17 protein-coding genes and 1 pseudogene are annotated in these 25,757 nt (G+C 49.7%); 14 read left to right on the forward strand and 4 right to left on the reverse strand.

Annotated features, from left to right (window positions below; translation table 11 throughout):
- Positions 1-45 precede the first annotated feature (45 nt).
- Together JVX88_RS09200 and JVX88_RS09205 are read left to right on the forward strand one after the other, a co-directional pair.
- Entirely contained in the window at positions 46-1,902 is a 1,857-nt protein-coding gene (locus tag JVX88_RS09200; RefSeq protein WP_211627035.1) for a DUF4097 family beta strand repeat-containing protein, read from the forward strand.
- A gap of 151 nt (positions 1,903-2,053) precedes the next feature.
- Positions 2,054-4,351: a carbohydrate binding family 9 domain-containing protein gene (locus JVX88_RS09205; protein ID WP_211627036.1), complete on the forward strand. Its 2,298-nt coding sequence runs from the start codon at positions 2,054-2,056 to the stop codon at positions 4,349-4,351.
- Between the two features lie 497 nt (positions 4,352-4,848).
- Here the strand turns inward: JVX88_RS09205 and JVX88_RS38175 are convergent.
- A pseudogene (locus tag JVX88_RS38175) lies at positions 4,849-5,781 on the reverse strand (TolC family protein); the annotation flags it as partial.
- Between the two features lie 216 nt (positions 5,782-5,997).
- Here JVX88_RS38175 and gap point away from each other — a divergent pair.
- The 10 genes from gap to JVX88_RS09260 all read left to right on the forward strand — a co-directional run bounded on the left by gap (position 5,998) and on the right by JVX88_RS09260 (position 17,607).
- A complete protein-coding gene (gene gap, locus JVX88_RS09210; protein WP_211628640.1) occupies positions 5,998-7,005 on the forward strand; it encodes a type I glyceraldehyde-3-phosphate dehydrogenase in 1,008 nt (335 codons plus the stop codon).
- Between the two features lie 63 nt (positions 7,006-7,068).
- Positions 7,069-8,286 carry a phosphoglycerate kinase gene (locus JVX88_RS09215; RefSeq protein WP_211627037.1) on the forward strand — a complete coding sequence of 406 codons (1,218 nt, stop codon included), beginning with the start codon at positions 7,069-7,071 and terminating at the stop codon, positions 8,284-8,286.
- Between the two features lie 128 nt (positions 8,287-8,414).
- Positions 8,415-9,191 (forward strand): hypothetical protein, encoded by a 777-nt coding sequence (locus JVX88_RS09220; protein WP_211627038.1) that lies wholly within the window; start codon positions 8,415-8,417, stop codon positions 9,189-9,191.
- A gap of 119 nt (positions 9,192-9,310) precedes the next feature.
- Complete coding sequence (gene tpiA / locus JVX88_RS09225) at positions 9,311-10,069, forward strand: triose-phosphate isomerase (RefSeq protein WP_211627039.1); 759 nt, start codon at positions 9,311-9,313, stop codon at positions 10,067-10,069.
- Positions 10,070-10,195: 126 nt separating this feature from the next.
- Positions 10,196-10,390, forward strand: a complete 195-nt coding sequence (locus JVX88_RS43960) for a hypothetical protein (protein WP_410503777.1) — start codon at positions 10,196-10,198, stop codon at positions 10,388-10,390.
- Between the two features lie 533 nt (positions 10,391-10,923).
- Complete coding sequence (hrcA, locus tag JVX88_RS09235; protein WP_211627041.1) at positions 10,924-12,048, forward strand: heat-inducible transcriptional repressor HrcA; 1,125 nt, start codon at positions 10,924-10,926, stop codon at positions 12,046-12,048.
- A 40-nt stretch (positions 12,049-12,088) separates the two neighbouring features.
- The gene (locus JVX88_RS09240; protein WP_211627042.1) at positions 12,089-12,934 is read left to right on the forward strand and encodes a nucleotide exchange factor GrpE; all 846 of its coding nucleotides are present in this window, start codon (positions 12,089-12,091) and stop codon (positions 12,932-12,934) included.
- 48 nt (positions 12,935-12,982) lie between these two features.
- Positions 12,983-14,788, forward strand: a complete 1,806-nt coding sequence (gene dnaK / locus JVX88_RS09245) for a molecular chaperone DnaK (RefSeq protein ID WP_211627043.1) — start codon at positions 12,983-12,985, stop codon at positions 14,786-14,788.
- 193 nt (positions 14,789-14,981) lie between these two features.
- Positions 14,982-16,076 carry a molecular chaperone DnaJ gene (gene dnaJ / locus JVX88_RS09250; RefSeq protein ID WP_211627044.1) on the forward strand — a complete coding sequence of 365 codons (1,095 nt, stop codon included), beginning with the start codon at positions 14,982-14,984 and terminating at the stop codon, positions 16,074-16,076.
- Between the two features lie 178 nt (positions 16,077-16,254).
- Positions 16,255-17,607: an ATP-binding protein gene (locus JVX88_RS09260; RefSeq protein WP_211627046.1), complete on the forward strand. Its 1,353-nt coding sequence runs from the start codon at positions 16,255-16,257 to the stop codon at positions 17,605-17,607.
- A 32-nt stretch (positions 17,608-17,639) separates the two neighbouring features.
- Here the strand turns inward: JVX88_RS09260 and JVX88_RS09265 are convergent, their stop codons facing one another.
- The 3 genes from JVX88_RS09265 to JVX88_RS09275 all read right to left on the reverse strand — a co-directional run bounded on the left by JVX88_RS09265 (position 17,640) and on the right by JVX88_RS09275 (position 23,081).
- Positions 17,640-19,643, reverse strand: a complete 2,004-nt coding sequence (locus JVX88_RS09265) for a flippase activity-associated protein Agl23 (protein ID WP_211627047.1) — start codon at positions 19,641-19,643, stop codon at positions 17,640-17,642.
- A 41-nt stretch (positions 19,644-19,684) separates the two neighbouring features.
- Complete coding sequence (locus JVX88_RS09270; RefSeq protein WP_211627048.1) at positions 19,685-21,742, reverse strand: hypothetical protein; 2,058 nt, start codon at positions 21,740-21,742, stop codon at positions 19,685-19,687.
- Positions 21,743-22,262: 520 nt separating this feature from the next.
- A complete protein-coding gene (locus tag JVX88_RS09275; RefSeq protein WP_211627049.1) occupies positions 22,263-23,081 on the reverse strand; it encodes a CPBP family intramembrane glutamic endopeptidase in 819 nt (272 codons plus the stop codon).
- An 89-nt stretch (positions 23,082-23,170) separates the two neighbouring features.
- On the opposite strand from JVX88_RS09275, the gene kdsB reads away from it, so the two are divergent.
- Positions 23,171-24,001: a 3-deoxy-manno-octulosonate cytidylyltransferase gene (kdsB, locus tag JVX88_RS09280; RefSeq protein WP_211627050.1), complete on the forward strand. Its 831-nt coding sequence runs from the start codon at positions 23,171-23,173 to the stop codon at positions 23,999-24,001.
- A gap of 17 nt (positions 24,002-24,018) precedes the next feature.
- Positions 24,019-25,719 carry a CTP synthase gene (locus JVX88_RS09285; RefSeq protein WP_211627051.1) on the forward strand — a complete coding sequence of 567 codons (1,701 nt, stop codon included), beginning with the start codon at positions 24,019-24,021 and terminating at the stop codon, positions 25,717-25,719.
- Positions 25,720-25,757: the final 38 nt, after the last annotated feature.

The following is a 25,757-nucleotide window of genomic DNA, read 5'->3' on the forward strand; positions in this document are numbered from 1 at the left end:
GCGGGAAATCCGTCAGGATAAAGATACATCGGAGCATTCATACAGATGAGTTGGATCTATTCATTCATATTTGCCAGTATCGCATTCGTCTCTAGCGGGACAGCCCCGGAAAGCGAACTTTTTACTTCAGGATCGCAGGCTCCGGAGCTACACCAAAGCGACATCATCGAACGTTTTGACCAGACCTATCCACTGAACCCGAATGGCCGGGTCAGTCTTTCGAACATCAATGGATCGGTAGAGGTTATGGCATGGGACCGCAACGAGGTCCGAGTTGAGGCTACAAAAACGGCGGATAGCGCTGAGACTCTGGCTTTGATGGAGGTAAAGATCCGTTCTACACCTGAAAGACTTTCTATAGATGTTGATCTTAGCGGAGCAAGAGCAATATGGCGGCGAAATGATGTGGGAAGAAAGGCCGTGATCGATTTCAAGATATCTGTCCCCCGCAACGCGATAGTCAACGAAGTTGAAACGGTCAATGGGTCCGTTTCAGTCGCCAACTTAACGAGTTTCACAAAGATCTCTGCCGTCAACGGTACGATTACAGCGCGGAATTTAAGAGGAAATGCAAATCTTTCTACGGTCAACGGCGACGTGAACTGTGAATTTGATCGAGCTGACGCAGGAACAAAGATCGCACTCAATACTGTTAATGGCAGGGTGAACCTGACGCTCCCTTCGGATATAAATGCCACTCTTAAAGCAGATACGCTCAACGGCAATATCGTGAATGATTTTGGTCTGCCGGTGCGGAAGGGTGAGTATGTTGGCCGTGATCTGTACGGCAGGATCGGTACCGGTGAGGTGGATATCAAGCTGGACAGCGTCAACGGCCAGCTCTCAATACTTCGGAAGAATGATGGCCGTTCGCCTAATCCGGCGGTCAATCTGCTCCCGGCATCGGGAACAGCTGCTATTGCTGTGTCCCGTCAGGAGCGTGAACAAGCCGTGAGGTCTGCAAGAGCTGCGCGACAGAATGCCGAGCAGGCGATGAAGCAGGCTGAAAAAGAGATAGAAAAGATAAAGCCGGAGATCGAGAACCTAAAGTTGATCGAACTCGAGAGCCTAAAGTCCACATTGCCTACGGTTATTTCGACCGGAGTTACCGCTGGGATAAAAGCAGCGGCAGAATCTGTGAAGATGCTTCAGGAAGCGAATTGGACATCCGGTCCGCCGACGATCGAAAAACGTTCGAATGCATTTTCAGTGGAAGGAAAGCCGACCGTTACGATAGATGCAGCGGGATGCGATGTTAACATTCGCGGCACCAACGATGCATCCATCAGATATGTACTGACTCAGATCTCAAGAGATGGGAGGCGTGCGGATCCGGAGGTCGATGAGCAGCGTAAAGGTTCAAATGTAAGGCTTATTGTTAATGGTGCCGATGCTGTTCCTTTTCAAGGTATCGGCGGAATGCGCACTGGTTTTCGACTTGAGGTTTTTGTACCGAAACGCTCTGACATAGTGATAACGACTGATGCGGAGGTGCGCGTTACCGGACTCAATGGGTCCATGATCATCAATGCCGAGGACGCACCCGTCAGCATTCGCGACTCTTCCGGCGACCTTAAGATAAATGCCGCCGATGCACAGGTAAGGGTTGTTGCATACAATGGCGGGCTTATTACAAATACTGAAAATGGACTAATTTCCCTTGACGGAAGCTTTAGTTCGATCCGATCCCATGCTGAAGGCGGCAGCATTTATCTCACCGTGCCCCAGAATGCCGGGGCAACGATCCGGTCGAATCGAGAACTCTCCGCCGATGGTGTCCCATTGATCCGTGATCCCAACAAGGGGGAATGGCGCATCGGGTCGGGCGAAGCAATGTACGAATTCCTGGTAGAAAACGCCACAATCAATATCCGAAACTCCGTCCCGCTCGGCACAAATTAAGTAATTCTAGTAACGCGCAGACTGCCCGTGCAGCGATCACATTGAAACTTTCCGAGAGGAAATAGGTTCTGGTCAGGGGGCAATTTATACCTTTATTATATATGACCTCTTTCGCCCCCCTTTATACGTAAAACAATAGGACGGTGTAATAATGAAGCGCATTCTTACAATACTTGTGTGTTTGGTCTCAGCGGCCAGCATTTCCTCCCAGTCCCAAAATACAGGTACATCTGGAAGCAAGGCGATAGCGACGTCGCCAGACGATCCTCCGGCTCGATCCGGGAAAATTATCTTGCCGCCTGAAAAGAAAAGTCCGGTCTCGGTGCCGAAACTCGCTACGCCGATAGTGATCGATGGCAGATTGGACGAAGAAGCTTGGTCAAAAGCGGCGGTCTTTAAGGATTTTTATCAGACCTCTCCCGGCGACAATATCGCACCGTCGAAGCCGACCGAAGTTTACATGATGTATGACGAAAAGCACCTGTACATCGGCTTCAAATGTTGGGATGAGCGCGACAAGATCAGGGCAACGGTCGCAAAGCGTGACAATGTTTTCGGTGAGGATAATGTTCGCGTCTGGCTTGATACTTACGATGATCAGCGGCGGGCCTATGTGCTCGGGTTCAATCCGCTCGGCATACAGCAGGACGGTATCTACACCGAAGGACGCGGAGCGGATTTCTCAGTCGATATCGTGATGGAATCCAAAGGCGTTATCGAGGACTGGGGCTGGTCTGTTGAGGTAAAGATACCATTCAAATCGCTTCGGTATGCTGCAGGTCCCGGAAAGAACTGGGGATTCAATGTGGCGCGTAATATAGATCGCTTCAATGATGAATTCAATGCCTGGATGCCGGATGACCGAAGTATCAACGGATTCCTTATCAAATTCGGAAAGATAACCGGGCTAGACGAGATAAAATACGAGCGAACGCTGGAAATAACGCCGAGCGTTACCTTATCGCAGACCGGAAGGAGGGTTCCGGCGATCGAATTTGTTGGCGGACGTTGGGTGAACCAACCGATAAAGCACGACATAGGTTTGACCTTGAAATACACACTCTCACCGAATATTACGTTGGACGCCGCGATCAATCCTGACTTTGCTGAGATCGAGGCCGATGCTCCTGTGATCACCGCTAATCAGCGATTTCCAATATTCTTTCAGGAAAAACGTCCGTTCTTTCTTGAAGGTGCTGAGATCTTCCAGACGCCGCTCTCAATATTTGATTCGCGTTCGATAGTCGATCCCGATTTTGCGGCAAAGCTTACGGGGAAAGTCGGCAAGAATTCATTTGGCTTGATGGTCGCTTCAGATAAAGCCCCGGGCAATTTTGAAGAAAACGACAGAAATGATCCGAATGTACGACCGCGGATAGATGAATTTCTTGATAAGAATGCTCTATTCGGTGTGGTCCGGCTAAAACGCGACGTTGGCAAGGAGAACCACATAGGATTTTTCGCCACCTATCGGTCTTTTCCGGAGCAGCGAAATCTATTGGCCAGCTTTGATTCCCGTGTAAAGCTCGGCCCTAAAACAACGGCGCAGTTTCAGCTTGTCGGCACGACGTCTCGTAGGTGCTTCTTTGATGCATCTTTTGAGCCGACTGTTGATCCGATCGGGGCGCAAAGGAATCGCGAGATCTGCGGAACAGGGAACACATCTGCAAATCCGTTGAGCAATGGCACATACAACCGTTATCGGACCGGGAACGCGATCGGGTATTATGCGAACATCGATAGCTCTGATGATACGAATGGCTGGTTTCTAGAAGTTGGCGGACGAACACGCGACTTCAGAGCTGATGTCGGCTTTACGCGCCGGACTGACACGAACTTTGCATTTTTCTATCACCGCAACAGCACAAAGTCACGTCCAGACGCCCCGATCGTAAGAGCGAACTGGGGAAAGTTTACTGGCATCGACTACGATTGGTCAGGGCGCCTGCAGAGGTTCCGTACTGGTTCAAGCCTCGGTGTTTCGTTGCAGCGATCTGCTTTCGTCTTTGTTGAGGCAGGAGTTATTCGGGAGGTGATCTACGAGGAGGAATTTGGGCTGAAACGTATGCCGACCAGGCCGGGCCGATTTGCCGGAGAGCCGACGCGATCTGCATGGCAGCCGTTCATCTACTCAGAATTCAACCAAAAACTGCATAAGCGGTTCAGTTATTACCTTTCTGCAAATTACTCCAACAATGCCTTTGATTATTTCTTCCCTGCAGGTAACGGACAAATAAACCCGGGCGCCGGCAAACAATTTGGAGCACAGGCACAGATCCAATGGACACCGATAGATCCGCTGACTACATCAGTGAACTATCAAAAGAGCAGATTGGTCAGAAACGACAACAGGATAAGGTCTTTCGACACGGACATCGTAGCCTTGAGCTGTGTGTCGGTTTGCCGTTTTACTATTTCCGCACCGGCAAGATTTGCCTTGGCAGTCTGATTCCTAAAAGGGAAGGATATCGTCAATCCAACAGAGAAATTTGGCGAATCGCTTCTAAAAAGATTGCCAAGCGAGCGATTGAATCCTCCAAAAAGATATCCGGGAGGTGCCGGAAAAGTGAGGGTTGGATTCGGGATCGCCGGAAGATTAGGAATTGCGGCACGCGTGTCATTTATAGCTGCCAGAAGAACGAGATCCGCCAGCGATGTGAAAAGCGGGGAGGTTGTGGCCTCTGCACGTCCGCTTCGGGCAAATCCGGAAAGCGAAAAGGTCGTGTTAAGGTCGATCTGGGGCCGGATCTGATTCCTAAAGAATCTGATGTCTATATCATTTATCTCATTTGCGATACGAAGCCTTCGCAATTCGAATCGGTTATTCCTGGCATCTTGCATCGCAGCATCAAGATCGATCTGCTCTGGGCTGACGACAGGTGCATCGGTAGGTATGAAAGACTTGTTCCAATCTGCCGATGTGGGGGCACCGATAAGAAGTTCTTTCAAATTGTTCTCCGCGATCGATACTTGTTGTGTCGCGACCAAAACATCCGCTTCCCGTGCTGCAAGCTCCGTCTCGACCTCTGCTTTAGCAATGGGAGCAGCTGCTCCAGCCGCAATCCTTGCTTCGATCTGCCTTAGGTTCTCACGACTAAGATCCAAGTTAGCAACTCGATTTTGTTGATCGCGCAACGCGAATACCAGCTCCCAATATGCCCTTTGTACAAGTGTTATCGTATCGATCGTCTGACGGCGAAAGTCGAATTCGGTCTGTTCGAGCCGTTTGCTGGCGACCTTTATATTTCTTCGTGTGTTGTCGATCGAAAGATTGCGAAAAAGCGGCTGATTGTATCTTATACCTAGACCAGAGGAATAGATCGCGCTCGAACTGGAACTCAGCGATCCGGAGCTTACTTGTGCCTGTGCAAAGGCGTTCTCTGTGCGACTATTATTGAAGAATACACTATAGTTGCCGCCGCCTGGACGGATCAGACTGAAGACATTTGAATTTACGCTAAAGTCATTTGTCGCGGTCGAACCTGTCGTGGAACTTCGGGTATAGTTCGGCGTAAGGTTGAAAACTGGGTCATACGCACCTTTTAACGAGCGGACCTGTGTTTCCTGAAACCGAACATCATCGCGAGATAATTCGACGGTGTTGTTATTCTCAAGCGCTCGGGCAATTGCCTCGCGCAATGTTAACGGAATGGTTTCGGTGGTCTGAACACCGATCCGTGCTAACGCTTTTGAATCAGAATCATTGCTGCGCCTTTCCGAATTACGAGACTCTGCCAAAAGCGATTCCTTATCTTTGACAACAATTGATTGCAATAAATTTATGACCGCCCCAGTATCGTCCTGAGCCGACACGGACAATGAAAAAGTGAATAGTACGCCCGCAATAATAAGATTGAACGTGACCCGCGAAATTGTCATTAGAAATTGCTCCGATCGTGTTTGTCCCTTGAAACCGAGTCCAAAAACTCAATCGGTTACTACGACTTGGTAACTTTTATAGTTTCAACAATTTTGCGGCTCTGCTGAAGGGTAAATGACCGGCCTCTCAGCTGAGAGCGACTTTTGATGTTTACCCATTTTTGCGATATGGTTTATGGTTTTAACACAACTCACTTCGGAGGCGATCATAACGTAATGGGTATCAAAGTTGGCATAAACGGATTTGGTCGGATCGGGCGCAATGTGCTTCGATCTTGTTTGGGTGACAAGGATATTGATTTTGTAGCGGTTAATGACCTTACGGATACAAAAACGCTCGCTCATCTATTGAAGTACGATTCGGTGATGGGAAATCTTGATAACAACATATCAGCAGAGGGCGACACCATAACAGTTGATGGTGATTCGTTCAAGGTCTTCTCCGAGAAAGACCCTGCGTTAATCGATTGGGAGTCGGTAGGTGCTGATGTCGTGATCGAATCTACGGGGCGTTTTACGAAAGCGGAAGATGCCGGAAAACATCTTCGAGGGTCTGTCAAAAAGGTCATCATCTCGGCACCTGCTAAAGGCGAGGATGTAACGATAGTGCTGGGTGTTAACGAGGAGATGTATGATCCGGCAAGCCATAATATCATCTCAAACGCCTCTTGTACGACCAACTGCCTTGCTCCTGTTGCGAAGGTGATCCACGAAAAGTTCGGCATCAAGAATGCTTTGATGAACACGATCCACAGCTATACAAACGATCAACAATTACTTGATCTGCCTCATAAAGATCTTCGTCGTGCTCGGGCTGCAGGTCTTTCAATGATCCCGACATCAACAGGTGCGGCGAAGGCCGTTGCCCTGGTGATCCCGGAACTTAAGGGTAAATTTGATGGCATCTCGGTCCGCGTCCCGACACCAAATGTTTCCCTTGTTGACGTCGTTATGAATGTCGAGAAGGAAACCTCGACAGAGGAAGTTAATCAGGTTCTCAAGAACGCCGCAAATGAGGAGCTCAAGGGCATTCTTGCCTTCTCAGAAGAACCGCTAGTTTCGATCGATTTTCGCGGTAATCCGAACTCGTCGATCGTTGACGCGGAGAATACTAAGGTGATCGACGGGACGTGTGTGAAGGTTCTGTCTTGGTACGATAACGAATGGGGATACTCCTGCCGAGTACGTGATCTGGTCAAGTTCATAGCTGCAAAGGGACTTTAGTAAAAATATAATACTCCGAAAGCTTATAGCTATTAACTGATAGCTATAAGCTATCCCTGACGAATGAATAAAAAGAGCATCAAAGATATTAGTCTTGAAGGAAAGACTGTATTTATCCGGGTTGATTTTAATGTCCCACTTAAAGATGGTGTTGTCGAAGACGACACGCGTATCCGCGGAGCGATCCCGACGATAGAATATGCGATCGAACAAGGAGCAAAAGTCGTGCTGGCGTCTCATCTCGGCCGCCCCCTTAAAGATAAAAAGAAGACTGAGGAAAAGGGGATAGAATTTGATCCGTCCAAATACACCCTCCGTCCTGTCGCTGAAAAGCTTTCCGAACTTATTGGAAAGGATGTTGCATTCGAGAAAGGTGATGTTCTTGCCCAGATCGGATCTTTAGCATCGGGTAATATCCTGATGCGCGAGAACCTTCGGCTTAACGCAGGTGAGGAAAAGAACGACCCCGAGTTCGCAAAACAGCTATCGAAAGGGATCGATATTTACGTGAATGATGCTTTCGGAACGGCTCACCGGGCACACGCTTCAACAGAAGGCATCACACATTATGTTGATACTTCTGTAGCAGGCCTGCTGATGGAAAAAGAGCTTAGATTTCTTGGCAAGGCACTTAACAACCCCGAGCGGCCGTTTGTGGCCATACTAGGCGGAGCTAAGGTGTCGGATAAAATTCCGGTCATCGAGGCGCTGATAGAACGGAAAGTGAACAAACTTCTGATCGGCGGAGCTATGGCCTATACATTCTTCAAGGCAAATGGTTACACGGTCGGTAAATCACTTGTGGAAGATGAAATGATGCCGACGGCCCTTGAAGTGGTCAAGAAAGCCGAGGCGGCCGGGGTGGAGCTTTTGCTGCCGACAGACCATATCGTGGTTGATTCTTTTGACCCCATAAACTCACAAAAAGCCATCCAGATAGAATTCACAAACGCAGGACATGTTGGACTCGACATTGGGCCGGAAACAGCCGGGGTATTTGCAAACGCCCTGGAAGGAGCACAGACGATTGTTTGGAACGGCCCAATGGGAATGTTCGAAGAAAAACCTTTTGACCAAGGAACATTTGCGATTGCTAATGCTGTAGCGGAAGCTACTGACAAAGGAGCCGTTTCGATCGTTGGTGGGGGAGATTCTGTCGCCGCCATCAATCAGGCAGGGCTTGCAGACCGTATCTCGCATATTTCTACCGGCGGCGGTGCAACGCTTGAATTCTTAGCCGGGGAGGTTTTGCCGGGTGTGGCGGCGCTGGAAGATCGATAGAATTTCGATCAGAACATCGTCATTGGTGCCGATTCACTCTCCTATTGACTCCTAGATCAGTTGATTATATAAGGACATTGTTAGTGCGGTGTCTTTTTGTTAGGTGCTGTCTTAGGGGAGGGCAAGCGATGCGTTCTATCTTTTTTTTAGGCTTGATTATCGTATGTGTCGCGGGAACGTCGCTTGGCCAGCAAGCGTCTAGCCGTGTGATCGTCTGGGGCGGAGAGGAGAGATGCGGCTACCGAAGCCCAGCAATTTCTGAAGAAGAAAGCGTTAGGTGCCAGACTGAAGACACACCCCGAGGTAAGATCAGCATCTTGCACCACAGAGGCCTTTCATTGTTGATGGCGATGCTCGAAGATGATAAATATGTGATCATTGCCGCACAGATCAGTAATGAAACAACTGAACCGATCGGATTCGATCCCGATAAATGGGGAGCCGCATACTACAAGGATTCTCCAAGCTTTCATGAAGGCGCGAGGCCGCTTTCTGCTGAGCTGTCAATACCTTCACGCGATCTAGTTCGTGGGATCGCATCAGGCGCATTGATAGATAGTTCCGGGGACAATTATCTAGCCGGGGTTAGCAGGACCAACACGATCCGAGATCTAAGAAACTCTGAAGGGACCCGAACACGCGAGATCGTACAGACAAATGACCGTGAAGCTGAACAACTTGCTCGAATGCGAACTGAGGCTAGAAAGGGCTTAACCGAAAGGGAACAAGAACGTATCCGCAAAACAGCGCTTACGCAAAAATGGGTCGGCGCGGGGGAGAGCGCAAAGGGCCTTGTTTATTTCAATCGGTTTCGAAAGGCCGGACTGGTGGTGATCAATGTTCCGATCGATGATACGACATATGTATTTCGATTTTTTACCCGTCGCCCGCGTCCGAGAGCATGAGCTAATTTACTCAGATTCGCGATCTCTGACCTTCCGGTATCGCCGTTCAAGACCTGCCTTATTTTGTGCTAATCTCAAAATTTACGCATTGATATTTTCAGATTGTAAGTTTCCTGACTATGACAAGAAAACCGGTTATTGCGGGTAATTGGAAAATGTATAAGCTTATCGATGAATCAGTCGATACTGCTTTGAATTTGAAACCGTTGGTCGCCAACGCGACTCATTGTGACGTGATTATCGCTCCGGTCTTTACGGCACTCAAAAGCGTTGCCGATAGGATTGAAGGATCGAATATCCTAGTTGCGGGCCAGGACTGCTCGACACAGAATACTTTCGGAGCACATACTGGCGAGATCACAGCGTCAATGCTTCTGGACGCGGGTTGTTCCCACGTTATAATTGGACACAGTGAAAGACGGCAGTTTTATGGTGAGACCAATGAAAGCGTTAATCATAAGGCTAAGGCAGCTATCGGAGCGGGTTTGACCGCGATAGTTTGCGTCGGCGAACATCTGGCAGAACGGGAATCGGGTGATGCGGAAAATGTGGTCTCAGAACAGTTATCAGGCGGGCTCGAAGGATTGACAGCCAATGATATGGAACGTATCATAATCGCTTACGAGCCTGTTTGGGCGATAGGTACGGGTAAAACCGCCACGCCGGAACAGGCTCAAGAAATGCATAGCTGTATTCGGCGCTTTGTTTCAAAAGATCATGGCAGTGAAGTGGCCGCGAAAGTCCGGATACTTTACGGTGGCTCTGTAAAGCCAGAGAATATTTCGGAGCTGATGTTACAGGCGGACATAGATGGTGCATTGGTTGGGGGAGCAAGCCTTGATGCCGAAAGCTTTGCTAAGATCGTAAATTATAGGTAGATCGGCGTCTTGGTTGATCCCAATTTTAGGGTCTTGAACAGATGACTGACTATCGAGAGAGATAAAGAGTTGTTATATATACTTTACGCATTATTTTTTATCGCATGCCTTGTATTGGTAGCTTCGGTGCTGCTGCAGCCTGGTAAGACTGATGCCGGTGCTTTGTTCACTAGTAATGTTTCCAGCGCAGCGTTTGACAAATCGCGGCGTGGCTGCAGAATCAAGAGAGCGACTTATTACGATCGTATCGTGGGTTGCATCGTGATGCCCCAAGATCCGATAGGTTCGCCGAGCCGACCAGGTCAGCACCGGTTTTTCTAGCTTTCCGGCAAAATATGTATTATTTAGTTCATCAAAGATCGCGTCGAGATCGAAGTGATCCCCGGTCGGCCCTGTAACTATTTTCCTGCCGCGGTCTCGCCGACATTCCAACGACCGTTGCCGCACCTCCTCTTGCTGAATATACTCCGAGTATGCCGCAGAAAGCCGCTTTGCGGCACGCCGCCTGAAAAGCTTCGCAACAAGAATGAACGCCAGTGATCTATGCGCGGACAATGGCATTCCACGACAGATCTCGCCGATACGAACAAGTGCGATACCCGATCTTATCCTAATTGTGTGATTTATACCCACATACGGGTAATATTCCACGCGAACAGGCGGCGGGGTTCGAGAATTGTCGTAATGAGAGAAGGCCTCTGAGTATAGATCTGCTATCTTTTTTAGGTCTTCATCACCACTTGTGTTATTCACCGTTAAACGATTATTTGTTGACATCAAGGGCAAAAGAGTGCTATTCATTTAGTTGGCTGATCACCTCGTAGAGGCATCAGTTCTGATCATAAGATGACAAGATGCCGAACCGCGAATATGGCCTAAAGGTTGAGGATACCCCAAATTTTCCAGACGTTCGAGGCCAAACCATCCTTTCGGCGATCATCAACGAACATTTTGTCACGGGCGAGCCCGTTGGCTCTAAGGCTATTGCGGATAGATTTGCAAATGCGTCAGGAATGAGCGCGGCAACCATTCGCAATGTGATGGCCGAGCTAGAAGAAATGGGGTTTTTGGAACAGCCGCATACTTCAGCCGGTCGGATCCCTACCGATGCTGGATATCGGTATTATGTTGACAATCTGCTGGGCGTTCTGAGCATTTCCAGTGACGACCTTGGCCTTATCGGCGACGAGTTCGGACTTAATCCGAGCGAGTTTGTCGAATGCCCGGATCGGCTGATGGAACGCACTTCGCAATTGTTATCTGCTCTTTCAAATAATGTAGGAATAGTGGTCAGCCCCAGCATTGCAAATGACCGCCTTCAACACATCGAATTCGTTGGTCTTTCGGAAAACAGGATCCTTGTGGTGCTTGTCTCCCATCCGAACATTGTGCATAACCGGATAATCCGGTTGAAGGTCAACTTCACGAAAGATGAACTCGAGCAGGCCGCAAATTATCTGAATAGTGAATTTGTCGGTCGCAGCCTTTCGCATATCCGTTCGGAGATACTTAGGCTGATGCACGAGGAGCGATCGATGTTCGATAAGCTGCTTCAGAACGCCGTTATCTTGTGTTCAGAGAGCATTGATAACGCCACAAACAGCGAAGGCGACGTTTATGTTGATGGAACGACCAACATTCTTACAAAAAGAGATTTTGCAGATCTTGAACGTCTTCGAGAACTTCTTGCTACTATTGGAGAACGATCGAGGCTCTTGCAGATCTTGAACGAATGCGTTGATAAGGAGAACGCGGCAAATGGTGAGGTACAGGTTATGATAGGCAGTGAGAACCGAACACCTTCATTCAAAAATTGCACGCTTATCTCAGCCCCTTATCGAATCGGCAACGGATCCGCCGTTGGAACATTGAGCGTTCTTGGTCCGACCCGCATAGAATACGCGCGAATGATCTCTGTCATCTCATACGTCGCGCGTGTGCTGGAAAGAATGCTTTCACGCGATATTTCCGCAAATTGACCATCCCTCCTCAACGCCGTCCAACGGCTGTCCATTCACGATGAACCCAGACCCGGATAAAAAAGAGATAGAATCATTGATCGATGAATCATACAGCGGCAGTGACGATGCCTCGTCGGTCGATGATTTCATTCGCCAACTTGAGGCCCGCGAAAAAGACCTGCATATAACCGCTGAAACATCGATCATCGAGATAGCTGAATCATTCGACGACGCGAACCTGCCTGATTTTCTTGTCCAAGACCTAAATGTACCAGCCGAGATTGGAACAAATACTTCCTCGAAAGAAAGTTCGAATGAGCGCGTAACCCAGCTTGAGTCAGAGATCGAGAAGCTGCGTGGGACCATCTCTAACATGGAAATTGAGAGGGCGGAGATCTTTAAGAATTCCCAGCGGCGGGCAAAAGATTTTGAGAATTTCAAAGCTCGCTCCGAACGCGAGCGCCGTGAGACCTTCCAGAACCAACTCGCCAACCTGGCTACCTACCTGCTCCCAGCGTTGGATAATTTCAATCGCGCGATCGACTCGGCAAAGGGTATCAACGAAGCAAAAAGTGTTGAATTTCAGCATTTTTTTGACGGAGTGGTGCTGGTGAACGAGCAGATCTACGACATCCTCGGAAAGATGGGAATAGAGACTATCCCGACCGTGGGGGAGTTTTTTGACCCTCATCTGCACGAAGCGGTTGCAACAGATCCTCGTGAAGATCTTCCGGACAATACCATCTCAGAAGAGCTTTTGCGCGGTTTCAGAATCGGGGATCGCGTTGTCCGCCATTCGATGGTAAAGGTTGTAAAACGCGGAAAAGATCCTCTAGCTTCAGCGAATGTCTCTTCTGAACAATCCGAATATATTAAGCCCGAACCTCCGGTCTCGAATGATTGAACCTCCCTATTTAACAGTGCCATAGGCCATTAGGCCCACCTTTGATATATGAGTAAAGTTATTGGAATAGACCTTGGAACAACGAACTGTTGCGTTTCTGTACTAGAGAACGGCACCGTCCAGATCATCTCTAATAAAGAGGGCGGACGGACGACACCATCGGTTGTCGGATTCACGGACAAAGACGAGCGTCTGGTTGGGCAGATCGCGAAACGCCAAGCCGTTACAAATCCGGTCAACACTCTCTATGCAGTAAAGCGACTGATCGGACGCAAGTTCGATTCACCCGAGGTTGAGAAAATGCGGTCGACCGTTCCGTTCGAGATAGTTGAAGCTCCGAACGGTGATGCCCATATCCGTGTTCTCGACCGAGTTTATAGCCCGCCAGAGATCTCTGCGATCGTGCTCCAACGGCTTAAACTTGCTGCAGAAGAATTTCTCGGGGAGAAGATCGATGAGGCGATAATTACGGTTCCGGCCTATTTCGATGATATGCAGCGGCAGGCGACCCGCGACGCTGGAAAGATCGCCGGGCTTGAGGTAGAACGGATAATCAATGAGCCGACCGCGGCCGCCCTGGCATACGGATTCGGAAAGAGCAAGTCAGAGAAGGTGGCCGTCTATGACCTTGGCGGCGGCACATTCGATATATCCATCCTAGAGATAAACGATGGAGTTTTCGAAGTGCTTTCGACGTCGGGCAATACATTTCTGGGTGGTGAGGATTTTGACCAGCGAATAATAGACTGGTTGGTTGAGACGTTTAAGACTGACACCGGCATAGATCTGAAGGATGACAGATTGGCCCTACAGCGACTTAAAGAAGCTGCCGAAAGGGCCAAATGTGAGCTTTCAAGCATAAACGAAACAAATATCAGTTTGCCGTTCATCGCAGCCGACCAGACCGGCCCGAAGCATGTCAATGCCACGCTGTCCCGTGAGAAGTTTGAGGAACTCGTCGGCGATCTTGTCGAAGCCTCGATAGAGCCGTGCCAAAAGGCGCTCTGGGACGCAAAACTGAAGGCCTCGGACATCGACAAGGTAATTCTCGTTGGCGGACAGACGCGTTCACCGATAATCACGAAGACCGTAGCCGAACTTTTCGGCAAAGACCCGTCCGCTGAGATCAATCCCGACGAAGTCGTCGCAATGGGAGCAGCGATCCAGGGAGGGGTTCTGACCGGCGACGTCAAAGACATTGTGCTCTTGGACGTACTGCCGTTGAGCCTCGGCCTCGAAACGCGCGGCGGACTGTTTGTAAAATTGATAAATAGAAATGCGACCATACCGCTTACAAACACGATGACCTTTACGACCGTCGTCGATAATCAGCAGTCGGTAGAGATCCACATTATGCAGGGCGAACGAGAGATCGCCCGCGAAAATCGCAGCCTTGCGAAGTTCGAACTTGTCGGAATACCGCCGGCTCCACGTGGCGTGCCGCAGATCGACGTAACCTTCGAAATAGACGCAAACGGGATCGTTAACGTTTCTGCACAAGATAAAATGACGGGGCTTGAGCAGGCAATGACCATTAGTCCCTCTTCAGGCCTCGCTCCGGATGAGATAGAACGCTTGATACTCGAAGCGGAGAGTTCCGTTGAACGTGATCGTGAAGAGCGTGAATTGATAGTTCAGAAAAACCGTCTTGAGAATATGATCAAAAACGCTCGAAAGGCGATGCTCGAATTTGGAAAATCGTTCTCGACAGAAGAACAGCAGGAAATAAATGGGGTTCTCAACAATGCTGACAGCGTTCTTTCGAGCTCTGATATGAACGAGGTGCAGTCAGCATTAACGAAAGTCGAAGAAGCTGCCAGCAAGATAACTTCAGCGATGCTGACAGCGGTCTAGGTCTTGCGGGAGCAAAGACTCTATCGGATCTAATCTCTTTACAACCTTCTATATCGAAGTGTTCCCGAACCTAACTTGAATGGCTCGGCCCAGTTTCGCTAGAATACGCTTTGGCGTCAGTTCAATTCTTTGGGCTGGCGCCATTGGTGATTTTGGATCGGTGTTCCCGGAGCGGCACTAGATCATTAACGATATGGCAAAAAGGGATTATTACGAAGTCTTAGGGATCAAGAGAACGGCAAGCGAAACGGAAATAAAACGTGCGTATCGCCAGATGGCAGTTCAATATCATCCGGACAAAAATCCGGGTGATGCAGCTGCCGAAGAGAAATTCAAAGAATGCGCGGAGGCGTACGCGGTTCTCTCCGATCCGCAGAAGCGCTCCCAGTACGATCGATTCGGCCATGCCGGCATGGGCGGAGGTGGCTTTGATGCCGGATTCTCAAATATCGAGGATATTTTCGATCTTTTCGGGTTTGGCGATATGTTCGGTTCACGCGGACGCACCCGTAGCACGGTCAAACGCGGCTCTGATCTCCGCTATGATCTGGAAATCACGCTTGAAGAAGCAGCGAACGGCAAGGACGAAAAACTCAGTATCCCGCGATTGGAAAAGTGTGAGACCTGTGAGGGCTCCGGTGCAGAGCCGGGAACCTCCCCTGAAGCGTGCATCACGTGCCGTGGCCGAGGACAAACACAGTTTCAACAGGGATTCTTCAGTGTTATGCGCACCTGCCCGAATTGTCGCGGCACTGGCAGCATCATCCGTACTCCCTGCAAAGACTGTCGCGGACAGGGCAGAGTCGAAAAAGAAAAGACCCTTGAGATAAAGGTGCCCGCCGGCGTTGAGACCGGTTCGCGTCTCCGTGTTTCCGGTGAAGGGGAAGCCGGCATGAACGGCGGGCCGTCAGGTGATCTTTTTGTCGTTGTTCATGTTAAAGAACACGAGATATTCGAACGTCAGGGTGCAAATCTTTATTCCGCCGTTCCGATCACGTTCGCCCAAGCGGCCCTGGGTGCCGAGATAAAGGTGAAAACACTGGATGGTGAGGAGGATCTGAAGATCCCCGCCGGCACGCAGACCGGGACGGTCTTCCGCATCAAGTCACAGGGAATGCCTGCATTAGGTGGAAGAGGCCGAGGCGATCTATTCGTGGCAGTAACGTTGATAACTCCGAAGTCGCTGACGAAAGAACAAAGGAAGCTCTTGGAGCAACTAGCTGAGATCGAAGATACCGACTTCAACGACGCATCGTTCATGGAGAAGGTGCGAAACATCTTCGGCTAGCTTCGCGACCATTTCATCGACCATCAACTTATCTGCGAAATTATGGGTGTGCCAAGCACCCATTTTTATGCAAGCTTTGCTTTGACCATATCGCTCACGGCCTTCCCGTCCGCATTTTTTCCGGCCAGTTTTGAAAGTGCTGCTTTCATAACAATGCCCATATCCGCGTATCCCGCCGATGCCGGGCGATCGGGTTTTCCTGGCCTCCAGTGAAACCCTGTCGAGGATGTTGAGTGCGAAGCGTGTTTCGGAAACCGGATCGGCTCATATCGGCTCGCTGCTTACACGTGAACCGGGTGAAGTACCCGTCGTGCTTTCCGTACGTGATGTCGTATCAACTCATCTCGCTATCCTTGCCTCAACGGGTTCAGGGAAATCCTATACCGCCGGAGTTTTGATCGAAGAGCTTCTGAATTCCTACAATCGTGCCGCGGTGCTAATTGTAGATCCCCACGGCGAATATCACACTCTGGCATCTATTCAAGGTGATAAAACGTTCAGCGGCGAAGACGGCTATTTGCCGGAGGTGAAGATCTATACGCCTGACCGCATCCGAGTCAGATTTTCAAGCCTGACAGATGCTGATGTCCGCTACCTGCTGCCCGAAGGAACATCGGACAAAATGCTGCATTTTCTACGGCAGGCCTATCGAAGTCTTCGGGAACGGCTTACGGCAGAGGGGAGACGCGAATATCTCTACAGCTATCAAGACCTCCGCGATGAGGTCGCGAAACAGCAATACGGCAAAGACGACCGTGACGCGGGCGACGGTGGGAATGTTTCTTCGATCCAAGGATTGCTTTGGCGGCTTGATTCACGCTTCGATAGGAATGATTCTATCTTTCACCCGCACGAGCATCTTGAACTCACAGAACTTTACCGTCCGGGCCGCGTAACGATCCTCGATCTTTCAGATATTGAACAGCAGGAACAGCAAGTGATAGTAGGAACGCTTCTAAGGCGCGTGAATAAGGCAAGAGTGCTTACCACCCGCGGTGAAGCTGCCTCGGGCGAAAATTTTCTGGATTATCCCGTCTTTACATTGCTTGAGGAAGCTCATAGGTTCGCACCTGCAGGCGCAAGTGTTGTTTCAACGAAGGTCCTCCGACAAATACTCAGTGAAGGGAGAAAATTCGGCGTGGGCATTGGCCTTATAACGCAGCGGCCGGGCAAGCTGGATCAGGACGTTCTTTCACAGTGTATGACGCAGATAATTATGCGCATCGTGAATCCGATCGATCAGCAAACGATCGCTCAATCGGTCGAAGGTGCCGGGCGCTCAATGCTGGCAGAGCTACCGGCTCTCACAAAGGGCCAAGCGATAATTGCGGGAGTTGGAACGAACACACCGGTCCTTTGCCGCATCAGACCACGAATAACTAAACATGGCGGAGAGACCTTTGATGCTCCCGCCGAATGGTTAAAGTGGCATTCTGAAGGCGAATCCGCTAAACGTTCTCAGAATAATGCTCCCTACCTGAAACCGACATCAGAAAAGAAACCGGAGAAGATCGGTAATATTAGGATCTGATGGGCATCGCGTGCCCGTTCTTACACCATCGATCACGGAATTTCCTCGGTAGCTATTCCCTTCGCTGGTTTCGCTGCAATATCTTTTCGCACCCAGAGCATTAGTTCCACACCGGGACGCAGTTTATATGTTCCGTAATGCAGGTAGTCGCGTCCGAAACGCCGCTGGGCCTCGACTTCCTGTGCATTTGCCTTGGCGATCATCATATCGGCACCGTCAGGATCGGTCATTGTTCCGCCAAACCCGGTGTTCGGATAATTGCGCATATACCAAACGAGCGGCCAATAATCCGGCGAAACTACCTTGATGCTTGCCTGCTCTCCTTTCCCGCTAAGTTCGGCGAATCGTTCGATCTCCGCGACCATAAATAGGAATTGCCTGTCCGTATGTGCGTAAACATATGGCAGCTTTTCGTTATCATAGTTAACAAAATTTAGGTCGTATGCCTGCCACGATAAGATCACGCACGCTAGAGCCGCAAGAACACCCGCTACTATGCGATTGGCTATGTCCTTCGAGCTGGCAAGTTCGTTTATCGCATAGCCCGCCGAGAGGCACATCGGGAGTGTGAATGAAAGCATGAGCCACGGCGTTTTGTAAGGAATGATGGAATAAGCGAGGAAAAGACCAAACCACCAAAATCCGATGAATAAAGCAGTTCTGTGACGTTCTCTTATTAACGCGATCAGTAGCCCGAGCGACGACAATACTAGAAGCGGTGCCTCTATCTCCATTAACCAGCGAAGATAACCGAACGGCCCGCCCTGCGTGTGATCACGGTTGCCTGTCTTTGCCCAGATCGCGTAGGCCTCAAATGACCGTGATACTCCCTCAGGAAATGAAAAAAACGACGAGAAAAAAAGAACCCACAGATAGACGAACAGTGTGAGCGATGCGACCACAACCAAATAACGATCGATACCTGTACCCAATGCTGCTCGGAATTTCGGCCAACTTGGTTCCGAGTTTTCGTCGATCCTGTCACTGACTTGCTGTGAGCCGAGAAAATAAACAAATGCAGCTATTACAGACATCGTCAGCACTGCTATCAAATAATGCAGCCAGACCTCTCCAGACGGATCCTTCACGTAATTTGTATAGAACCATTCGATCCCATCGAACACCAGATCATATTTATACAACCCAACGAGCACGGGAAGAGCAAAGATCGCGATCAATGATCTAGAAGTATTCGCCTTTAGTGAGTAAGCTTTTACGATCTTTTCCCATAGGATCACGCACGCGATCGCAAGCATCATCGTGCCGAGCGTGATGAACCCCGTCTCCTTGGTTGCATATATAAGCGAAGCGCTCGCCGCAGCCAGCAATGCGTATATCGGGCGTCCGTCTCGCCACGAAAGCAGCGAGCGAAGAATGAGGAGCACCAGAACTGTCTCAACAGCGAAAACAAAGACCTGAACTACCGTAAATAGTACCCCTTCATCGGCAATTGCGCCGGCGATCCCGTAGGTGCCCGGAAAAAAACATACAAGCAGGATAAGTCCCGTCCAGAACACGGCAAACGGTCCGGCTTTCTCACGTTCAATGAACTGAAGTATTGAGATAACTACCGCCAAGGCAAGGAAGACGAAGAATATCTCGTGAATAAAATACCGCGAGATATAGACCATTCCCGGCGATATCGCCAGGAACAGCGCCGCGAAAAGACTTCCGATACTGCCAATGTATCGCCTAAGCCAGAGCGCGAGCAGTACCATCAGCCCCCCCCAGATGGCAACACTCCAGCGAATGGAAACCGTCTCCAATCCAAAAACTTCTACAAATGCGAGCGATATGTAGTAAAGGGTCGGGCCGTGATAGTTTTCAGGATCGTATGCGTATGTGCCCTGCCGGACTAGGTTCGTTAGAAACCAGCCATTAACTCCCTCATCGTGATGGAGCGGCTTTACCCCAAGATTTACAAACCGCAGCAGAAAGCCAACAACCGCCACGGCCGAGCAGACTGCTATCCATCGTAGGTCGGTCCCAGAATTCGTGAACGACTTTGCATCCTCCGGTTGACTATTACCTTTCATCTTCACAAAACTTCATCGAAGCGTAGTTAAGCTATCGTCACCTACTTTATCTTGTATATCCGATACTGTCCGGTTGCCGCTAGCTGCGGATATTTCTTGAAGTACTCCTCATTCAAGGCAAATGGCCGGTTGCGGTCATTAGCAAAATTGGCAACCTCAGGACCGAAAAGGACCAGATCGATACCGTATTTCCCAAGTAAGCTATCTGCCTCCGGCCCGCCCGAATATATCGTCCTAATGTCGTTCTCACGCGACGTGTAGTCAATGCCGTGCGACGAAAGATGTCCCGGATACCTCATTACCGACCTGCGGCCCGAAAGCACGACTGCCGTATTGTAAGTTGGAGCAGACAGCACCATTGCACTCGATGCACTTCGCGTTTTGATCGCTTCGGAGATCTCTACTGCTTCACGATCAAACACGGTAATATTTATCTGCTTTGACACCGTACGATATACGTCCAACGCTCCGGAAAAGATCAGCACCATAAATATAATTGGAGCTAGATATCGTGACGCATTCTCGTTTCGCCATAGACTTGCTAACGCATAAGCAACAAATGGAATAGACCCGATCCACCAATAGATCAATACCTTAATGTTGTCCCATTCCCACGGTGCAAGCTTGAATAGATTTGCGACAACAAAAAGCAAGAGGAAAGGAACATAAAAAAGTAACAGCGGATTTGCTCTGGGAACGATCCCGACAGCAGTTTCTTGCACCGATCTTTTTTTCTTAGACTTCGTTTTAACCTCACCTGATGCATCCGTTGCGGGCATGGAACCGATCTGCAGCCAAACTAGATATACACCCGCGATCAGCATAGGTATGAACAGCCCGGTATTCTTGAACCAAAACCAGATCAAGTTCGAATCACGCGAATCCCAGCCAAAATGTCGTGAAATGAAATCGCCGGCACTAGACGCGCTGCCTGTTATAGACCACAACAATTCCGGTACCGCCACGACGCAGACACCGATGCCGAAAGCTATCCACTGCGCCCACAGATCGCGACGAAACACAAAGAACACGATGGTAACAACAAAAAGAACAAAAAGACTGTGCAGATGAACCAGCGGAAGCATTCCCGCGAGAAGACCGATAGAAACGTAGTGGGCCAGCTGTCTGAACCCCGGTCGGGGCATCGACCTGCCGTCCCCTCCTGTTTCTTGGTCCGATCTTGAAGCAGAGATCCATCGCCAAAGAAACCCGAGAACGATCAAAGTGATGGGCATTCCGAGCAAAAGACTTCGTTGTGTTATGAATAGGGTGACAAGCGAGTTACCCCAACGAAATTGATCGCCGATCGTGTAGTCTTTCGGGATCGAATCAAGGAAATCTATAAAGCCTTTCTGCTGTGCGGACCAATCACCAAAGAACCAAATAAAGCCAAGCCCTCCGCTGAAGAACAACAGAAATGGAGCTAGCCGAGCCGCCATCCGATCATCTAGTAACCGAATAACGAACCGTTCAAGAATGATCAGTAGCGAAAAAGCCCACGCAACATTCTGGACAAGCATCGCGTCACTTACGTCAGCCCCGAGTTTTACAAAATAAGCCGTCGTGAGGTCCGCAATGAAAGGGTATGAAAACCTTGCCCCGGCGAAGTTGGGGTTCTCCGGCGGAAAATTCGCTCCTTCGGTAAACGAGAATATGGCACCTAGATGGAAAGCAAGATCGCCAAGGTTATTCGACGCACCGGTAAGAATGGCTCCTTCGCGAAGGAACATTGCCCGCTCAAAAAAGAGCAGAAACAGAACAAAAAAGAATGCGTAATAAAGAAATGGAAGCAGTCTCTGGAAGCTTTTCCCTTGCAACCGCTCTGCTGCTTTGATGCGGTCGCGCGCGAATGACCGGAGATCGCTCTCGTTCAAAAATAATAGCAGCGGAAGCAGCATTCCCATGGTAAGAAGTGCCGCAGAAACAGTAGTCAACCCAAATACCAGGCCGATGATCGCCCCGGCGGTACCGTATATCGCAGAACCTATTACACAGCCCGCCGCAAGCCGCCAGAGTAACGGTTCTTCGTCAGCCAGGCGATAAGTGATCGCCATTCCTCCGGCAGTAATGATAGAGATGAGGAAAAACGAAAGAATCATTGTTCACCAAAAAACTATACCCAATAAAGTTAACCCACTTTTTGTTTTCGCTCCAGATAGGAAGCCGATCGATGGTATGCCGTCTTATCAGATCTCGATAGACCAGGGTGCATCTTTGACCGAAGATGGCTTTGGAAAACGTCTTTAAGCGTAGAAGCAAATTACCGCCCAACCGGGTGGGGACATCCTTTTTAGCATTGGGATAGATTTTAGTTGTGGAACAATCGTCCCTAAGGCCTTTATACATAAATCGTTACAGAAAGGAGAAAATGCTATGAATGGGATCGAGACACTTGTATCGATCATCAAGGTAGAAGGCGAAGTAATGCTGACGACGGAAAGTCGGGTTGGGTAAAGGCGATCCAAGGAATGGTTTTTCCCCCGGACGCTGAGATCACCATTAAATCCGGCTCGAGCGGTTCAGATCAATTGATCAATCGACGCGGCGAAGTTCGCGGCGGCAGGCCATAAAAATTGTTTAGTTTAGACAAATGGCGGGCTTTGGTCCGCCATTTTTGTTTTATTGTGCTGAAAGATATGGCTCTGCTATCATCACGACAGATTGGAATGAATTGAACACCAGATGCAGCACGATGCACGGCAATAGATTACCGGTCCAAACCCTCACCAAAGTCAGCAAAAGACTTAATAATGTGAGCACGCTCATTACAGCATAATCCGGCGTTGCATTCTGACTATATTGAGCTACGTGAACAAGCGAGAATAAAAGCGTTACCGCAACCACCGCGATCACGACGCCAAATGCCCTCTGAAATGCTGAATAAAGTACCCCGCGATATACGACCTCTTCGACAAGCGGAGCCGACAGGATCGCAATAACTGCCACGACGTACTTTATGTACCAAGACGACCTGAGCATTCTATCGAGGTCGTTCTCAACGTCGCCGAAAATTTGCACAGCACCGAGCGCGATAAGGTAGAACAAAACCGAGAGAGCGACAGCATGCCATACCTTGAAACCGCCCCACTCCCAGCCAAGCATCTCGCGAAATGAAAATCGCCGGAACCTAGTCACTACAAGCCAAGCCAGAACAAATGTAAAAATATGTGCCGGGATGACCGAGACAAAAGTTAGCAGGACCGCGATCGGGTCCGTTTTGGAAAACTCCAGGATGGCGTTTGGGTCGTTGAGCGGAACCTTACTCGCGAAAACGTACGGAGCGAGGAAAAGATTCTGAAATACAACGATAAACAGGATGCTGGCAACCCACACGCCAAAGGCAGCCCAGCCACCCCAAGGAGGGTTGTTTGGTGAATAGGCTGCTTCGGTATTTCGGTTAGCAGTAACGGAACTTTCTAGGTTATGTGCGTCTTCCACGTAAAAAGTCTAATCAAACAAAAGCCAGCCGCCAAGTATCGCAGATCCTCTCTTGTAATTGATGAAAAAGGTGGATAAACTGAAAGCCCGTGGAGAGACACGGGGAAAATCCACCAAAAAACGTAGTCGCGATCATACCTGCCCGGTATGCATCTACCCGTTTGCCCGGCAAAATGCTGCTTGAAATTGTGGGCAAACCTTTGATCGTGCATACGGCGGATCGTGCCCGGGAGGCCGGATCGGTTTCGCGCGTGATCGTTGCCACCGACGACGAACGTATTCTTAAAGCGGCTGAGGATGCTGGACACGAAGCGCTTTTGACCCGGGCCGACCATTTATCAGGCAGTGATCGTGTTGCAGAGGTTGCGGAAGCTTTACCCGAATTTTCGGTCATCGTAAACGTACAGGGCGATGAACCGGTGATCTCGCCGGAAACGATCGATCAGGCGGTTCGAGCTTTGATCGACGAACCATCGGCGGAGATGGCGACGACCTTCGAAAAGATCGGTAACATTGAGGAGCTTTTGGATCCAAACATCGTGAAGATCGCGGTCGGGGAAAATGGCAATGCGGTTTACTTCTCACGCTCGCCGATACCGTTTCCACGAGAGACAGCAATGCGGCACGGCGGTGATCTAGTGAATGCCGTGCAGCACGAGCCGGAACTATTAAGATCGTTTCATAAACACACAGGTCTTTACGTTTATCGCCGAGAGTTTCTTTTGAGGTTCACGAAAATGCGGACGACGCGATTGGAAAGATCTGAAATGCTCGAACAACTTCGCGCTTTGGAAAATGGTGCGCGAATAAAAGCCGTTGAATCGATCTCACGGTCGATTGGCGTCGATACGGAAGCTGATCTAAAACTTGTCCGTGCGTTGCTTGAAGCTGAGCAAAAGGCACATGAAATAGTAGCTTAATCAGAAGATACAAGAATATGACCAAGTATATTTTCGTAACGGGCGGTGTGGTTTCCAGCCTTGGTAAAGGTTTGGCGGCGAGTTCGCTGGGTTGCTTGCTAGAGGCACGCGGAATGAGCGTTCAGATGATGAAGCTTGATCCTTACATCAATGTCGATCCGGGTACGATGTCGCCATTTCAGCACGGAGAGGTTTTCGTTACGGATGACGGTGCGGAGACTGACCTCGACCTCGGCCATTACGAACGCTTTACTCACGCCAAACTTTCGCAGGCGAACAACTGGACCAGCGGCCGCATTTACCTTTCCGTGATCGAAAAGGAACGCCGCGGCGATTATCTCGGCAAGACCATCCAAGTAATTCCGCATATTACGGACGAGATCAAGGCGGCAGTTCGCACGGTCGCGGATATGCATAACCCGGATGTTTTGATCGTTGAGATCGGCGGCACGGTCGGCGACATCGAATCCTTACCTTTTATGGAAGCGATACGTCAGATGGGCAACGAAGTTGGCCGTGGAAACGCGATCTTTATACACGTGACGCTCGTGCCGTATATTGCCGCTGCGGGCGAACTGAAAACAAAACCGACGCAGCATAGCGTTCGCGAGCTTCGCGAGATCGGTATCGCTCCGGACATTCTGCTGTGCCGTGCTGACCGGCCGATATCGCCGGATATGCGACGGAAGATCGCCTTGTTTTGTAATGTGCAGGAAAATGCCGTGATCTCCGCTCTGGATGTTCCCACGATCTATGAAGTTCCGCTTGCGTTCCATGAACAAGGGCTTGATGAGCTGATCGTTCAGGACCTTGATCTGAGCGAGAAGTTCCCGAATTCTGATCTGAAACGTTGGCGTGACCTAGTTGCCACGATCAAAGATCCTTCCGCCGGAGCTGTCCGTATTGCTATCGTCGGCAAATATGTAGAATTGGAAGATTCATACAAATCGCTGCGCGAAGCCCTGACCCATGCCGGCGTCGCGAATGATCTGCGGGTGAATGTTACCTGGATCGAATCCGAAAATCTGATGAAGGAAAATTACGAGAGCGACCTTCAGGATTTCGACGCTATACTTGTTCCGGGAGGCTTTGGCAAACGCGGAATTTCCGGAATGCTTCGGGCAATAAAATATGCCAGGCGTTCGGGCACGCCATATTTTGGTATCTGCCTTGGAATGCAGACCGCCTGCATTGAATTTGCCCGCAACGAATGCGGTCTCCGCGATGCGGATTCGACCGAATTTAATGAAAACACTCCATTTCCCGTAATATTCAAGCTACGCGATCTTGTCGGAGTTGATGAACTCGGCGGCACGATGAGGCTCGGCGCGTGGGATTGCGACCTAAAGGAGGGGGCTCTTGCACGTGAAGTATATGTCGGTGCAGAACGCATTAGTGAACGTCACCGGCATCGTTTTGAGTTTAATCCTGAATATCGACAGGTGCTTGAGGGCCAAGGCATGGTTTTCAGCGGCATCTCGCCGGACGGGAAGTTCGTGGAGATAATTGAACTGCCGCGGGATGTCCATCCGTTCTTTATCGCCTGTCAGTTCCATCCTGAATACAGGTCAAAACCTCTTGATCCGCATCCTCTTTTTACATCCTTCATCAAGGCTGCATGGGAGAATCGGCTGAGAAGCGAAAATATTGAACACGACGTTTCAAGCGATAAGCCGTTGGATATATCAGAGCGAATTGAGATCGCGACTGAGAAATAATAAAAAAACAGCCGCTCAATTGAACGGCTGCTAAGGTT

Source organism: Leptolyngbya sp. 7M, from assembly GCF_018128485.1.

Excerpts from the sequence above, each read along its gene's own strand:
- JVX88_RS09265 (WP_211627047.1), bottom strand. The coding sequence starts at position 19,643 with ATGAAAGGTAATAGTCAACCGGAGGATGCAAAGTCGTTCACGAATTCT.
- JVX88_RS09285 (WP_211627051.1), top strand. The coding sequence starts at position 24,019 with ATGACCAAGTATATTTTCGTAACGGGCGGTGTGGTTTCCAGCCTTGGT.
- dnaK (WP_211627043.1), top strand. The coding sequence starts at position 12,983 with ATGAGTAAAGTTATTGGAATAGACCTTGGAACAACGAACTGTTGCGTT.
- JVX88_RS09215 (WP_211627037.1), top strand. The coding sequence starts at position 7,069 with ATGAATAAAAAGAGCATCAAAGATATTAGTCTTGAAGGAAAGACTGTA.
- hrcA (WP_211627041.1), top strand. The coding sequence starts at position 10,924 with ATGCCGAACCGCGAATATGGCCTAAAGGTTGAGGATACCCCAAATTTT.
- JVX88_RS09200 (WP_211627035.1), top strand. The coding sequence starts at position 46 with ATGAGTTGGATCTATTCATTCATATTTGCCAGTATCGCATTCGTCTCT.
- JVX88_RS09240 (WP_211627042.1), top strand. The coding sequence starts at position 12,089 with ATGAACCCAGACCCGGATAAAAAAGAGATAGAATCATTGATCGATGAA.
- JVX88_RS09205 (WP_211627036.1), top strand. The coding sequence starts at position 2,054 with ATGAAGCGCATTCTTACAATACTTGTGTGTTTGGTCTCAGCGGCCAGC.
- gap (WP_211628640.1), top strand. The coding sequence starts at position 5,998 with ATGGGTATCAAAGTTGGCATAAACGGATTTGGTCGGATCGGGCGCAAT.
- JVX88_RS09270 (WP_211627048.1), bottom strand. The coding sequence starts at position 21,742 with ATGATTCTTTCGTTTTTCCTCATCTCTATCATTACTGCCGGAGGAATG.
- JVX88_RS09260 (WP_211627046.1), top strand. The coding sequence starts at position 16,255 with ATGCCGGGCGATCGGGTTTTCCTGGCCTCCAGTGAAACCCTGTCGAGG.
- JVX88_RS09220 (WP_211627038.1), top strand. The coding sequence starts at position 8,415 with ATGCGTTCTATCTTTTTTTTAGGCTTGATTATCGTATGTGTCGCGGGA.
- dnaJ (WP_211627044.1), top strand. The coding sequence starts at position 14,982 with ATGGCAAAAAGGGATTATTACGAAGTCTTAGGGATCAAGAGAACGGCA.
- tpiA (WP_211627039.1), top strand. The coding sequence starts at position 9,311 with ATGACAAGAAAACCGGTTATTGCGGGTAATTGGAAAATGTATAAGCTT.